Source organism: Marinobacter sp. 1_MG-2023 (assembly GCF_030549045.1).
Taxonomy (GTDB): Bacteria; Pseudomonadota; Gammaproteobacteria; order Pseudomonadales; family Oleiphilaceae; genus Marinobacter.
Genome location: NZ_JAUOST010000007.1, coordinates 76,290 through 89,518, shown reverse-complemented (window position 1 = coordinate 89,518; position 13,229 = coordinate 76,290). Strand labels below are relative to the sequence as shown.

The following is a 13,229-nucleotide window of genomic DNA, read 5'->3' as shown; positions in this document are numbered from 1 at the left end:
GATTGCAGCGAGAAGACCAAGGGCATAATGACTCCAAAGGTAACCACCCGTCCGCTTCGGGTACTGCAGTTAACGGATCCGCACCTGATGTCCAGTGCCGATGGCGCGTTGCTGGGTGTGAATACCCGTGACAGTCTTGATGCCGTTATTGCTGAGGTGCTCAGATCCCATGGGCAGCCGGACCTGATCCTCGCCACCGGCGACCTTGCTCAGGATGGCTCGGAAGACGCGTACCGTGTTTTTGGTGACCGGCTTGCTGCGTTCAGCTGTGATTCGGCATGGATCGCAGGTAATCATGATCATGCGACACGCCTGAATACAATTGCAGCGAACTATGGCGCGGATCACCGGCATATTGTCCAGGGCGGCTGGCAATTCATTATGTTGGACTCGTCCGTGCCCGGGAAAGTATTTGGAGAGCTTGCCGAATCCGAGCTGGAGTTTCTGGCACAAACGCTGGAGCAGCACCCGGGCTTGCCGGCTCTTGTCACCTTGCATCACCACCCGGTGGATATTGGTGCTGAATGGATGAAAGAAATCGGCCTCAGGAATCGTGAAGAATTCTGGAAAGTGGTTGATCGTTTCCCGCAAGTTAAAATAGTGCTGTGGGGCCATGTTCACCAGACCCATGAGCAACAGAGAAATGGCGTGCAGCTACTGGCGACGCCTTCCACCTGTATTCAGTTCACTTCCGGTTCCCGCAAGTTCTCGGTTGAGGATCAGGCTCCGGGATATCGCTGGTTCGAGTTCCAGGCCTCCGGCAGTTTCACAACGGAAGTTTGCCGGGCCCTGGATTTCGAGTTTGAACTCGATCAGAACAGCTCCGGTTACTGAGTCGTTTCTGCGAGCTCTGTTGCCATGACCTCTTTGCCCTTGTTTTGCGTCCGCAGCTCACGTGCTGCTGCCACCATGGCTTTGAGTGCTGGAATTACTTCCTCCCAGCGTCGGGTTTTTAGGCCGCAATCCGGGTTGACCCATAGACGTTCCGCCGGAATCCGCTCCGCAGCCTTTTCCATTAGATTTGTAACCTGCTCCGTTTGCGGGATGTTTGGTGAGTGGATGTCGTAGACCCCCGGGCCGATATCATTGGGATACTCGAAGCCCTTGAACGCATCAAGCAGTTCCATAGCCGAGCGTGACGTTTCTATGGTAATGACATCCGCATCCATGCGGGCGATCGCGCCAATGATGTCATTGAACTCCGAATAACACATGTGGGTGTGAATCTGGGTATCGTCCCGCACGCCGTTTGCGCTGATGCGGAACGCCTCTATGGCCCACTCAAGATAGGCGTTCCAGTCTGATTCACGTAACGGCAAGCCTTCGCGCAAGGCGGCCTCATCTATCTGGATAATCCCTACGCCTGATTTTTCCAGGTCCTGCACTTCTTCACGTACGGCCAAAGCCAACTGCAAGCAAGTGTCTCTGCGCGGCTGATCGTCGCGCACGAACGACCAGTTCAGAATGGTTACGGGGCCGGTAAGCATGCCTTTCATGGGCTTGTCCGTCAGGGACTGCGCGTATTTGATCCAGTCTACAGTCATGGCGTTAGGACGGGAGATGTCTCCAAATAGAATCGGAGGTTTCACGCAACGGGAACCGTAGGATTGCACCCAGCCAAAACGGCTGAAAACATAGCCCTCGAGTTGCTCGCCGAAATACTCCACCATGTCGTTACGTTCGGCTTCGCCGTGTACCAGTACGTCCAGTCCAAGCGCTTCCTGTTGCTTTACACAGTAGGCGATTTCTTCATGAATTCGCGCGGTATAATCCTGCTGGTCCAGGTTGCCTAGACGGAACTCTTTGCGTACCTCACGGATTTCTGGTGTTTGGGGAAAAGAGCCAATGGTGGTCGTTGGGTAGGCTGGCAGTTGAAATCGCTCTTTCTGCAGCCGGGCGCGGGTGCTGAACGGGCTCTTGCGCTGGCCATACCCCGGTGTAACAGCCGACAGGGCCTTGGTAACAGCCGGGTTGTGAACCCGTGGTGACTGGCTGCGGTTTTCGATGGCTTTCTGGTTGGTCTCGAGTTCTTTTGCGACAGATTCACGGCCATTATCCAGAGCCTTCGCCAGTATGCTCAATTCCTGCAGCTTTTGGCGCGCGAAGGCCAACCAGTTGCGGACTTCAGGGTCCAGTGTGGTTTCACTTTCCAGGTCAACGGGTACATGTAGAAGAGAGCATGAGGGGGCGAGCCAGAGGCGTTCGGCCAGCTTTTCTTTTAATGGCTCCAGCAGGTCGAGTGTGGCGTTCAGGTCGGTTTTCCAAATATTCCGGCCATTGATAACACCGAGAGAAAGCACTTTATGGACCGGTAGCCAGTCAGCCAGCCGGGATACTTCGCTCCGGGCGCGGATCGCATCCAGATGAATGCCCGCCACAGGCAGTTCACAGGCAAGTTGCAGGTTCTCCCTTAGTTCTCCGAAATAGGTTGTCAGCAGCAGCTTCACTGGCGCTGTTTTCAACTCGTGATACGCAAGTATAAACGCGTGTCGCCAGTTCGCATCGAGTTCGGTGACCAGTGCTGGCTCATCAATTTGCACCCATTCGGCACCTTGTGCAGCAAGCTTTGCCAGTAGCTCGGCGTATACCGGCAGTAGCTTGTTCAGAAGATTCAGGCGATCGGAGTCGTCTTTGGCTTTGCCGAGCCAGAGATAGGTAACCGGGCCGATGATGACCGGTTTGGCGCTCACACCCCGCGTTCGAGCTTCGGCTAGTTGGTCCAGAATGCGCTCCGCGTTCAGGCTAAAGCTAGTATCAGCGCTGAACTCCGGCACTATGTAGTGATAGTTGGTGTCGAACCATTTTGTCATTTCCCCTGCATGCACACTGCAGCAGGTGCTGTCGCTCGGGGAGCGGCCCCGGGCCACACGAAAATATTCATCCAGCGCGGAGCCGTCATAGGCGCGGGCTCTTTCCGGTAAATTTCCGAGCGTGACTGTCATGTCCAGTACCTGATCGTACAGCGAAAAATCGCCCACAGGCGCAAGAGCAAGCCCTGACTGTTCTTGCCAGTTCTGCGCTCGCAGCCCGGCGGCCGTTTTTTGCAAGGCCGGTTCGCTGGCTTTGCCGTGCCATAACGATTCCAGGGCAAATTTGAGTTCACGACGGGGGCCGATGCGGGGGTAGCCAAGGTTATGGGTGGTAGTCATCCGGAACTCCATTTTGTAGGTGTCAGGTTGTTAGCAGCAGCGGCAAGATTAGCGTTCCGGATTAATGAATAATAATGGTATTATTTCAGGCTTCCATTAATTCTACTCATGGTTGGCAGAATGATTGAACGTAGCCACCTGGAAGTGCTCCGGGCTGTTGAAGCAGAAGGGTCTCTCACTGCAGCGGCCAACTGCCTCCATGTGACGCAGTCAGCTCTCAGCCACTCGATTCGTAAACTCGAGCACCAGCTGGGGACTCCCCTTTGGTTGAGAGAAGGGCGCCAGCTCCGGCTGACTCAGGCTGGTAGTCACCTGCTGGCGCTGGCGAATCGCTTGTTGCCCCAGTTTGAGCATGCGGAGATGCTTATCGGTCAGTTCGCCAGAGGACAGGCCGGCACCCTTCGTATAGGAATGGAATGCCACCCTTGCTACCAATGGTTGCTGAAGGTTGTTGGCCCTTATCTCGAGCAATGGCCCGCGGTAGACGTGGATGTAAAACAGAAATTCCAGTTCGGGGGTATTGGCGCGCTGTTCGGCCACGACATCGACATGCTGGTAACTCCCGACCCGCTGCACCGGCCCGGCCTGGTATTCGAACCTGTTTTTGATTACGAACAGGTTCTGGTGGTTGCAGCTAATCACCGGTTGGCAGGTCAACCCTGGGCAGAGGCGGTGGATCTGGAGCCGGAAACTCTGATTACTTACCCGGTGGCAATCGAGCGCCTGGATGTATTCAATCATTTATTGGTTCCCGCAAACCTGCGCCCGGCTCGTCACAAAACCATTGAGACCACGGATATCATGCTGCAAATGGTCGCCGCTGGGCGCGGAGTGGCAGCGTTACCCCGCTGGCTGGTGCACGAATATCGTGATCGATTAGGGGTGGTTCCTGTAAAAATTGGAAAAGAAGGTATTTCCAAGCAGATTTATCTGGGCTGTCGTGAGCGAGATGTCGGGGTACAATATCTGGATTCATTTATGCAGTTGGCGCGAGAGGTTAGCTGGCGCTAATCTCTTCGGTTACACTGCGCAAAAAATTTCTCAGGAACTTCACTTATGAGCGACACTCCCTCTGATCTCAAATACATCGATACTCACCAATGGGTGCGCGTGCACGCTGATGGCACAGCAACCGTCGGCATCACAGACTTCGCCCAGGAGCAGTTAGGCGATGTGGTATATATCGGCGTGCCCGAGGTAGGTGAAACGGTTAACGGTGGTGAGGAGGCCGGAGTTGCTGAATCGGTTAAATCGGCCTCCGACGTGTTCAGCCCGGTAACGGGAGAGGTTCTCGAGATTAACGACGCTCTTGAAGACGAGCCGGAAAAGGTCAACGAAGACCCTTACGGCGACGGCTGGTTGTTCAAAGTGAAGCTGGCTGATGAAGGTGAGATTGATGGCCTGATGGATGCTGTGGCTTATGCGGAGCATGTAGCGGCTGCTGAGTAAGCCGATCAGGGATCGTCGGGCACAGCTTTCCAAAACTGTGCGGAGCCATGGGTGAAGAGCGAGAAACTCTTCACGGGCTGGCCAAGGACGGCCAGCCCAGGACTCTCACTGCGACGCAGGAGCAATAAGCAGTGAGAGGCGGAGCCCAAGCGCCACATGGATGTGCCGCAAGGAGCGTGTTTTGAAAAGCTGTGCCCGACGGTTCCATACTCCCAGCTCAGGTGCGCCCACACTTCCTTCATGTATAATCCCCGCCCTGAATTCCTTTCCCTAGGTGGTCGCAATGAATTTCCCGGTTTTATATCTACGCAAAGGCGCGGAACGCAGGCTTCGCGCAGGCCACCTTTGGGTTTATAGCAACGAAGTCGACACCCGGCGATCACCGCTGGCTGCCTTTGAAGCCGGTGCCCAGGCTGAACTGAGAGCCTCCAATGACAAGCCGCTCGGTGTTGTGTTCGTGAACCCGCACGCCCTCATCTGTGGCCGTTTAATCAGCCGCGATGCGGCGCAGGGTATGACGCCGAACCGACTGACTCAGCGAATGGAAACGGCGCTGGCATTGCGAGAGCGGCTGTTTGACAAGCCGTTCTATCGCTGGGTATTTGGCGACAGTGACGGACTGTCCGGGCTGGTAGTGGATCGGTTTGGCGATACTGTAGTCGTGCAAATCTCCACTGCCGGCATGGAGCAGATGAAAGAATCGATTATTAGGGCGATTCAGCGCCTGGCGCACCCGAAGGCTATTTTCCTCAAGAACGATGGCAAGATGCGCTCAGTCGAAGGGTTGGGCTCCTACGTTGAGCAGGCGCACGGCCCTGAGGCAGAGCTCCTTCAAGTAGAGGAAAACGGTGTTCGCTTTGAGGTGCCCCTCGAAGGCGGCCAAAAAACGGGCTGGTTCTACGATCACAGGATGAACCGCCAGCGCCTTCAGGCCTATGCACCGGGCAAAAGGGTGCTGGATGTGTTCAGTTACGTGGGCGGTTGGGGGATTCAGGCTGCGTGCGCTGGTGCAACCCAGGTTACCTGCGTGGACAGTTCCGCAGGAGCCATTGATTCGGTTCATCACAATGCGAACCTCAACGGTCTGGATAACGTCGAAACCATTGAGGGCGATGCGTTCGAGGCGCTGAAAGCGCTGGCAGATGAGAAAGAGAAATACGATATCGTTGTACTTGATCCGCCCGCACTTATTCCCCGCCGGAGGGACCAGAAAGCTGGTGAACAGGCTTATGCGCGATTGAATCAGCTAGGGCTGCGACTGCTGGAGCGAGATGGCGTATTGGTTTCTGCTTCCTGTTCCATGCACCTCTCTCAAGAGAAGCTGGTTGATATTATCCGTGGCAGCGGCCGCAAGATTGATCGGTTCGTCCAGCTTCTCGAGCAGGGGCATCAAGCGCCTGATCACCCGATTATTCCGGGAATTCCGGAGACGGACTACATCAAATCCTGCTTTGTTCGCTCACTGACCGGCTTTATGTGAAGGTGAGCGGGCCCCAAAAGCGGGGTCCACTCGTTTTCAGTGCTCATTCGTCGCGAAGCGTCATAACGCTCCACCCCTGACTTCTGGCGTACTTTTCCAGCCTCGGGTCCGGATCAACTGCAACCGGATTGGCGACTTTCTCGAGCAGTGGCAAGTCATTGTGTGAATCGCTGTAGAACCAGGCACCTTCAAGACTTTCGCCGTGAGCAGCCAACCAATCGTTCAGCCTGGTGACCTTGCCTTCCTGGAAACTGGGAACGCCGGCAATCTCTCCGGTGTAGCAACCGTTGATCATTTCCGGCTCAGTGGCAATCAGGTGCTCAATGCCCAGGAGTTCCGCGATAGGTTCGGTTACGAACCGGTTGGTGGCTGTGATGATCATCAGGGTGTGGTCGCGCTCCCTGTGGCTTTCAAGAAGTTCACCGGCTTTTTTCAGCAGCATGGGGTGCACCTTCTTGTCCATGAAGATGGCTCGCCACTTCAGCAGCTCTTCCATGTTATGGACCGAAAGAGGCTGAAGCGCAAACTTGAGATAGTTCAGTATGTCCATCTCACCGTTCAGGTATTCCTGATAGAACCGGTCGTTGGTCTTGCGATAAATCTCGGCATCAACGATACCTTCCTCCACAAGAAACTCACCCCAGGCGTGATCACTGTCACCGGCGAGCAGGGTATTGTCGAGATCAAAAATTGCTAGGGTCAAGCGTTTACCTCCAGGGACACAGGGCTTCGGGAAGGGCAATATCCTACCATGAGTGTCCGCGCACAGCTGCGTTTGCCGAAGCCTTGGGATTCTGTAAGAATGAGCGCAACTTGGAAAAATCCGACCGGTAAATATCTGACCGGTCTGCCGACTTTATTAAGAGGACTGTGCCGTGATCGATTCAGACGGTTTCAGACCCAACGTCGGAATCATTCTGGCCAACCACCGGGGAGAAGTTCTCTGGGCAAGGCGAATAGGGCAAGACTCCTGGCAGTTTCCCCAAGGCGGTATCAATACTGAAGAATCGCCGGAAGATGCACTGTATCGGGAGCTTGGAGAGGAAGTTGGCCTGGGCGCCAATGATGTTGAAATCATCAGTTGTACCCGGGGCTGGCTGAGATACCGCCTTCCCCGAAGGATGGTACGGCATAACTCGCACCCCGTCTGTGTGGGCCAAAAACAGAAATGGTTCCTGCTGAGGATGTTATCGCCGGACGCGCAAGTACGCGTTGATGGCACGGATTCACCGGAGTTCGATGGTTGGCAGTGGGTAAGCTACTGGTACCCGTTGGGCCAGGTGGTTTCCTTCAAGCGTGAAGTGTATCGACGTGCGCTGAGAGAGCTCGCGCCAAGGCTGTTCCATAACATGGAGCAGTGGCACCGGAGCGAGCATAACCGGCGTTTAAAGGAACAGGCGAAATGACGGACTGACACCCCATGCTGAGCATTCTGCGAAGTCTTGTACAAGAGGTAAACAGTGCCCGGGATCTGCAAGAGGCACTGGGTATTATCGTGTCACGTGTGCAGAAAGCCATGGGGACTGAAGTCTGTTCTGTTTATCTGCTGGATCCAGCGTCCAACCGCTACATTCTGATGGCAACTGAAGGTCTGTACCTGAAGGCCGTAGGCGTGGTGAGCCTAGCGCACTCAGAAGGACTGGTCGGGCTCGTGGGCTCCCGCGAAGAGCCTATCAACCTTGAAGACGCGCCGTCTCACCCCCGCTATCGTTATTTTCCTGAAACCGGAGAAGAGCGCTTTCGCTCGTTTCTCGGGGTTCCCATTATTCATCATCGCCGGGTGCTGGGTGTCCTCGTGGTCCAGCAACGTGAGAGTTCACGGTGTTTTGACGAAGGGGAAGAGGCGTTTCTGGTCACGGTTTCGGCTCAACTGGCGGGTGTGATTGCGCACAGTGAAGCGACCGGAGCCATCAGCGGCCTTTCGCTAACCGGTGAAGAGGCTCACGATGTCAGCTTCGATGGTGTGCCGGGAGCGCCTGGTGTGGCAATTGGCCATGGTGTTGTGGTCTACCCGGCCGCCGATCTGGACGTGGTTCCCGATAGGCCGGCAGAAGACGTTGAACAGGAACTTGAGCTGTTCCGGTCTGCTGTGCAAGCCGTTTGCGAAGACATCGAAAAGGTTGCAAAACGGCTGACCTCAAGGCTTCGTCCTGAAGAGTTAGCGCTGTTTGATGTCTACCTCCGTATGCTCGGCGACGAAGCCTTGCCTGGGGAGGTCAATAACAGAATCCGTGAGGGGATCTGGGCTCAGGGGGCGCTGAAACAGGTGGTTCAGCACTATGTCCGTCATTTTGAAATGATGGACGACCACTACCTCCAGGAAAGGGCGGTAGACGTTCGCGATCTAGGTCGTCGTCTGCTTTCCTATCTTCAGGAAGGTGAGCAGAAGGACTTGAACTATCCCGAGCGCACGGTTCTGGTCAGTGAGGAACTGACTCCCGCCATGCTGGGTGAAGTGCCCCGGGGGCAATTGGTCGGGCTTGTGTCCGTTAAGGGCTCCAGTAACTCTCATGTTGCCATTCTTGCCCGTGCAATGGGCGTTCCCACCGTTATGGGCCTGGTGGATATTCCAGTTAATCAGCTCGATGGTAAGGAGCTTATCGTCGACGGTTTTGAAGGCCAGATTTTCGCATCACCCTCGGCGGATCTCCGTACATTTTTCCAGCAAATTTGTGACGAAGAAGATGAAATTGATCGTGGATTGGAAGCGCTCCGTGACAAGCCCTGTATAACAACGGATGGCCATCGGGTGCCCCTGCTGGTTAATACCGGGCTGATGACGGATGTGGTGCGCTCCCTGTCTCACGGGGCGGAAGGGATAGGCTTATACCGCACCGAAGTGCCCTTCATGATAAAGGACCGCTTTCCATCGGAACAGGAGCAGCGGCAGTATTATCGTGAACAGTTGGAGGCTTTTGCGCCCAATCCTGTGACCATGCGCACCCTGGATATCGGTGGTGACAAGGCGCTGACCTACTTCCCGATTGAAGAAGAGAACCCTTTCCTGGGCTGGCGGGGTATTCGGGTCACGCTGGATCACCCTGAAATCTTTCTGGTGCAGGTGCGGGCCATGCTGAAGGCGAGCGAAGGCCTGAACAATCTCCAGATCATGCTGCCGATGGTCAGCAATATTTCTGAAGTTGAGGAATCCCTGCACCTGATATACCGGGTTTATCATGAAGTTCGGGAAGAGGGGTATGACATTCATATGCCCAAGGTGGGTGTAATGGTGGAAATACCGGCTGCGGTATATCAGATTCGCGAGCTGGCTGACCGTGTCGATTTTCTCTCGGTTGGCTCCAACGATCTGACCCAGTATCTGCTTGCAGTAGATCGTAACAACCCTCGTGTTGCCCAGCTATATCACTCGTATCACCCGGCAGTGTTGCAGGCACTGGTAAGAATTGCGCAGGATGCCCATTCGGTTGGCAAGCCAGTGGGTATCTGTGGCGAGTTGGCGGGAGACCCGGGTGGCGCCGTGTTGCTGATGGCCATGGGCTTCGACTCTCTATCGATGAACGCGGCCAGTTTGCCGAAGGTGAAATCTGTCATTCGCAGCGTCAGCCGGGAATGGGCGGTGAAACTTCTTAAAGATGTACTGTTGCTGGATTCGCCCCATGTGATTAAAAGCTGCGTAGAGCTTGCATTGCGCAATGCTGGCTTTGGGCGCTATCTGCGGCCAGGTAAATCCACGTCCGCGGCATTGGCCGAACAGGCTGCTTCCTGATGATGCCAGTTCGGGGAGCTTTTAAATCTAGGGTGCGTACTCTAAACCCTGTTGCTAACTTGGTGTGTGTGCCGTCGAGTAGCCTCGTTAAGGCTGTTTACCCGGAAAAGGAAAAGTTATGACAACGCCAACCGGAGTAAAACCCACTCCACGCATCGGGCTTGCGCTTGGTGGCGGTGGTCCCTTGGGCGGGATATACGAAATTGGCGCGCTCAGAGCGCTGGACGAGGCGTTGGATGGGTTGGATTTTAACAACCTTGATGTCTATGTGGGCGTTAATGCAGGCTCCTTTGTAGCGGCGAACCTGGCTAACCAGATGACCACAGCGCAATTGTGCCGGATTTTTGTCCGGAATGAGGCCGAGGTTCATCCTTTTCACCCGGATGTCTTCTTCCGCCCGGCGCTGAAGGAAATGGGGGGGCGGCTACTCGCAATACCCGGGCTATTTTCCACGGCCCTCCGCCGCTTTATCAATAATCCCTACGATCAGAGCCTGCTTGAAGCTCTGACTCTTATGGCGCAGGCGGTTCCCGCCGGGCTTTTCGATAACGAAGGTCTGCATGAATACCTGAAGCGGGCATTTTCAATGCTTGGGCGTTCAAACGATTTTCGGCAGTTGAAGCGCAGTCTCTACATTGTTGCTGCTGATGTTGAAAGCACCGAGGCCGTATGTTTTGGTGCTCCAGGGTTTGATCATGTGCCGATTTCCAGAGCCATTCAGGCGAGTACGGCATCACCCGGCTTGTACGTGCCTGTTGAAATAGATGGCCGCTACTATGTGGATGGGACTCTGCGCAAAGGCCTGCATGCGTCGGTAGCATTTGAGGACGGCGCGGATCTGGTTTTTGCTGTAAATCCCCAGGTCCCGATCGACGCCAGCGCAGCGGTTCGTGCGGGAAGCATGTCGCCAGGGGAGTTGACTCGTTCGGGTATGCCGAATCTGCTGTCACAGATGTTCCGGACCATGGTGTACTCACGGATGAAATCCGGAATAGCGCATTACGCGACGGCCTATCCGGATAAAGATATTTTGTTGTTTGAGCCCACCAGAGACGATGCCAAGCTGTTTTTCTCAAATGTATTCAGCTTTCAGTCACGCAGGATGGTATGCGAACACGCTTATCAAATGACGCGCCGGGATCTGCTAAACCGGGCTGACGAACTGGAGCCAAAGCTGGCGAAGTATGGCATCAAGCTGCGCCGGGACAGGCTGGAAGATGAACAGCGTACAATAAGCACCAGCCTATATGGTGAAATGCTACCGCTGTATGTAGCCAAGAGCCGGCAGAAAAAGGCAGCAGGGAAGGGCAGGCTTGTGACCGGGCTGGAAAATGTCACGCAGCTGTTTTCAAAAGCCGAATAAATAACCGGGCCAGAGGTAGTTGAACCCCTTGGCCCGGTAGCCTCTGGTCCCGCGTGCGGGTCAGAGAATGTAGCGGCTCAAATCCTCGTCTTCCGACAAGTCTCCAAGTTTTTCATCAACGTAGCCTGCAGTTACTTCAAATGTTTCTGTTACGCCGTCTCCTGCATCGAAAGACAGGCTTTCCAGAAGTCGTTCCAGTACCGTATGGAGGCGTCGCGCACCGATGTTTTCGGTAGTTTCGTTTACCTTCCAGGAAATCTCTGCGATGCGTGCGATGGCGTCTTCGCTGAACGTCAGTTTCACACCCTCGGTGGCCATCAGCGCTTCGTATTGCTGAACCAGTGAGGCATCAGGCTCCGTAAGAATGCGCTTGAAATCATCGGGGCTGAGGGCCTGTAGTTCCACGCGGATTGGCAAACGGCCTTGAAGTTCCGGAATCAGATCCGATGGCTTGGCCAAGTGGAACGCACCGGAGGCGATAAACAGGATGTGGTCCGTGCGCACCGAACCGTATTTTGTGCTCACGGTACTGCCTTCAATAAGGGGCAGGAGATCCCGTTGGACGCCTTCACGGGAAACATCCGATGAGGTGTTCTCCGAGCGCTTGGCAACCTTGTCAATTTCATCGAGAAACACAATGCCATTTTGCTCCACAGCGAGTATGGCTTTCTGCTTGATCGACTCTTCATTGACCAGCTTGGCCGCTTCCTCTTCTTTCACCCGTTTGAGGGCTTCAGATACTTTCATTTTTCTCGGCTTGGACTTTTCAGAAGCCATGTTGGAGAACATGCTCTGCAGCTGGTTGGTCATCTCCTCCATGCCCGGGGGGGCCATGATTTCAACACCGGCGCCGGAGTTGCGCAGGTCAATTTCAATTTCCTTATCGTCTAGCTCACCTTCCCGCAGCTTTTTCCGGAACAGCTGGCGGGTGGAGGAGTCTTGAGAAGACTTTTGGCTGTCTTCATCAAAGCTTCTGGCTGGCGGGATCAGGGCGTCCAGAATACGGTCTTCAGCTGCGTCCAGAGCCCTTTCTTCATGAAGTTTCATTTCCTTCACCCGCAACATCTTGACGGCCATATCGGCGAGGTCACGAATGATGGATTCAACATCACGCCCAACGTAGCCTACCTCGGTAAATTTGGTGGCTTCCACTTTAAGGAATGGTGCATCAGCCAGTTTGGCAAGGCGACGCGCAATTTCGGTTTTACCAACGCCGGTCGGGCCGATCATCAAAATGTTCTTGGGTGTGACTTCGTCGCGAAGGGTGGTGTCCAGCTGCATCCGGCGCCAGCGATTTCTGAGGGCAATCGCCACGGCCCGCTTGGCCTCTTGCTGGCCCACGATGTGTTTATTGAGCTCGTGAACAATCTCACGGGGAGTCATAGCAGACATGGTTACTCCGGATCAGTGGTTTTGGAAGAGGCTTCTTTGGAGAGCAGTTCGATGGTGCGATTATGATTCGTATAGATGCATATGTCCGCTGCTATCTCCAAGCCTTTTTCCACAATCTCGTGGGCGGAAAGTTCGGTATTTTCAAGCAGTGCGCGGGCGGAGGCCTGGGCGAACGGACCACCGGAACCAATCGCGATCAATCCTTGCTCGGGCTCAATTACATCGCCGTTCCCGGTGATGATCAGAGACGCAGTTTTGTCCGCCACCGCCAGCAGTGCTTCCAGCTTGCGCAATGCTCTGTCTGTGCGCCAGTCTTTGGCAAGTTCAACGGCTGCTCTTGTTAGGTTCCCGTTATGCTTCTCAAGTTGAGCCTCAAATCGCTCGAATAGAGTAAATGCATCCGCAGTACCACCTGCGAAACCCGCGATAACCTGCCCGTTGTATAGCCGGCGGACCTTGCGGGCGTTGCCCTTCATCATTGTGTTCCCCAGAGAAACCTGGCCGTCGCCACCCATGGCAACTTCGTCATCGCGTCGGACGGAAAGTATGGTAGTCATTTGGGCTCCAATTGCCTGATAAAAATCGGTATTGGGCAGTTATGGAGGCAGGATAGGAGAATTCAAGTAGTTCGGGGGTAGAGGCTGTGGCGCAGAGCTTTCCAAAACACGC

Annotated in this window: 11 protein-coding genes; 7 read left to right on the top strand and 4 right to left on the bottom strand. The window is 54.8% G+C overall.

Annotated elements, in window-relative coordinates:
• Nucleotides 1–27: 27 nt before the first annotated feature.
• Entirely contained in the window at nucleotides 28–834 is an 807-nt protein-coding gene (cpdA, locus tag Q4606_RS15730) for a 3',5'-cyclic-AMP phosphodiesterase (protein WP_303608110.1), read from the top strand.
• Here the strand turns inward: cpdA and metE are convergent.
• Nucleotides 828–3,149, bottom strand: coding sequence for a 5-methyltetrahydropteroyltriglutamate--homocysteine S-methyltransferase (gene metE / locus Q4606_RS15725; RefSeq protein WP_303608109.1), 2,322 nt, complete (start codon nucleotides 3,147–3,149; stop codon nucleotides 828–830). The genes cpdA and metE overlap by 7 nt on opposite strands.
• A gap of 120 nt (nucleotides 3,150–3,269) precedes the next feature.
• On the opposite strand from metE, the gene Q4606_RS15720 reads away from it, so the two are divergent.
• From Q4606_RS15720 to Q4606_RS15710, 3 genes are all read left to right on the top strand, one after another.
• Nucleotides 3,270–4,160 (top strand): LysR family transcriptional regulator, encoded by an 891-nt coding sequence (locus tag Q4606_RS15720; RefSeq protein WP_303608108.1) that lies wholly within the window; start codon nucleotides 3,270–3,272, stop codon nucleotides 4,158–4,160.
• Between the two features lie 45 nt (nucleotides 4,161–4,205).
• On the top strand, nucleotides 4,206–4,598 hold the full coding sequence (gcvH, locus tag Q4606_RS15715; protein ID WP_303597484.1) for a glycine cleavage system protein GcvH: 393 nt from the start codon (nucleotides 4,206–4,208) through the stop codon (nucleotides 4,596–4,598).
• A 283-nt stretch (nucleotides 4,599–4,881) separates the two neighbouring features.
• Entirely contained in the window at nucleotides 4,882–6,078 is a 1,197-nt protein-coding gene (locus Q4606_RS15710) for a class I SAM-dependent rRNA methyltransferase (protein ID WP_303608107.1), read from the top strand.
• A 43-nt stretch (nucleotides 6,079–6,121) separates the two neighbouring features.
• Here the strand turns inward: Q4606_RS15710 and Q4606_RS15705 are convergent, their stop codons facing one another.
• Complete coding sequence (locus tag Q4606_RS15705) at nucleotides 6,122–6,781, bottom strand: HAD family phosphatase (RefSeq protein WP_303608106.1); 660 nt, start codon at nucleotides 6,779–6,781, stop codon at nucleotides 6,122–6,124.
• 172 nt (nucleotides 6,782–6,953) lie between these two features.
• On the opposite strand from Q4606_RS15705, the gene Q4606_RS15700 reads away from it, so the two are divergent.
• From Q4606_RS15700 to Q4606_RS15690, 3 genes are all read left to right on the top strand, one after another.
• Nucleotides 6,954–7,484: an RNA pyrophosphohydrolase gene (locus Q4606_RS15700; protein ID WP_303597487.1), complete on the top strand. Its 531-nt coding sequence runs from the start codon at nucleotides 6,954–6,956 to the stop codon at nucleotides 7,482–7,484.
• Between the two features lie 14 nt (nucleotides 7,485–7,498).
• On the top strand, nucleotides 7,499–9,805 hold the full coding sequence (gene ptsP / locus Q4606_RS15695) for a phosphoenolpyruvate--protein phosphotransferase (protein WP_303597488.1): 2,307 nt from the start codon (nucleotides 7,499–7,501) through the stop codon (nucleotides 9,803–9,805).
• Nucleotides 9,806–9,923: 118 nt separating this feature from the next.
• Nucleotides 9,924–11,168, top strand: a complete 1,245-nt coding sequence (locus tag Q4606_RS15690; RefSeq protein ID WP_303597489.1) for a patatin-like phospholipase family protein — start codon at nucleotides 9,924–9,926, stop codon at nucleotides 11,166–11,168.
• Between the two features lie 60 nt (nucleotides 11,169–11,228).
• Here the strand turns inward: Q4606_RS15690 and hslU are convergent, their stop codons facing one another.
• Nucleotides 11,229–12,560 (bottom strand): ATP-dependent protease ATPase subunit HslU, encoded by a 1,332-nt coding sequence (gene hslU, locus Q4606_RS15685; protein WP_303608105.1) that lies wholly within the window; start codon nucleotides 12,558–12,560, stop codon nucleotides 11,229–11,231.
• 2 nt (nucleotides 12,561–12,562) lie between these two features.
• Nucleotides 12,563–13,117 carry an ATP-dependent protease subunit HslV gene (gene hslV / locus Q4606_RS15680; RefSeq protein ID WP_303597492.1) on the bottom strand — a complete coding sequence of 185 codons (555 nt, stop codon included), beginning with the start codon at nucleotides 13,115–13,117 and terminating at the stop codon, nucleotides 12,563–12,565.
• Nucleotides 13,118–13,229: the final 112 nt, after the last annotated feature.

Excerpts from the sequence above, each read along its gene's own strand:
- cpdA (WP_303608110.1), top strand. The coding sequence starts at position 28 with ATGACTCCAAAGGTAACCACCCGTCCGCTTCGGGTACTGCAGTTAACG.
- metE (WP_303608109.1), bottom strand. The coding sequence starts at position 3,149 with ATGACTACCACCCATAACCTTGGCTACCCCCGCATCGGCCCCCGTCGT.
- Q4606_RS15720 (WP_303608108.1), top strand. The coding sequence starts at position 3,270 with ATGATTGAACGTAGCCACCTGGAAGTGCTCCGGGCTGTTGAAGCAGAA.
- gcvH (WP_303597484.1), top strand. The coding sequence starts at position 4,206 with ATGAGCGACACTCCCTCTGATCTCAAATACATCGATACTCACCAATGG.
- Q4606_RS15710 (WP_303608107.1), top strand. The coding sequence starts at position 4,882 with ATGAATTTCCCGGTTTTATATCTACGCAAAGGCGCGGAACGCAGGCTT.
- ptsP (WP_303597488.1), top strand. The coding sequence starts at position 7,499 with ATGCTGAGCATTCTGCGAAGTCTTGTACAAGAGGTAAACAGTGCCCGG.
- Q4606_RS15690 (WP_303597489.1), top strand. The coding sequence starts at position 9,924 with ATGACAACGCCAACCGGAGTAAAACCCACTCCACGCATCGGGCTTGCG.
- hslU (WP_303608105.1), bottom strand. The coding sequence starts at position 12,560 with ATGTCTGCTATGACTCCCCGTGAGATTGTTCACGAGCTCAATAAACAC.
- hslV (WP_303597492.1), bottom strand. The coding sequence starts at position 13,117 with ATGACTACCATACTTTCCGTCCGACGCGATGACGAAGTTGCCATGGGT.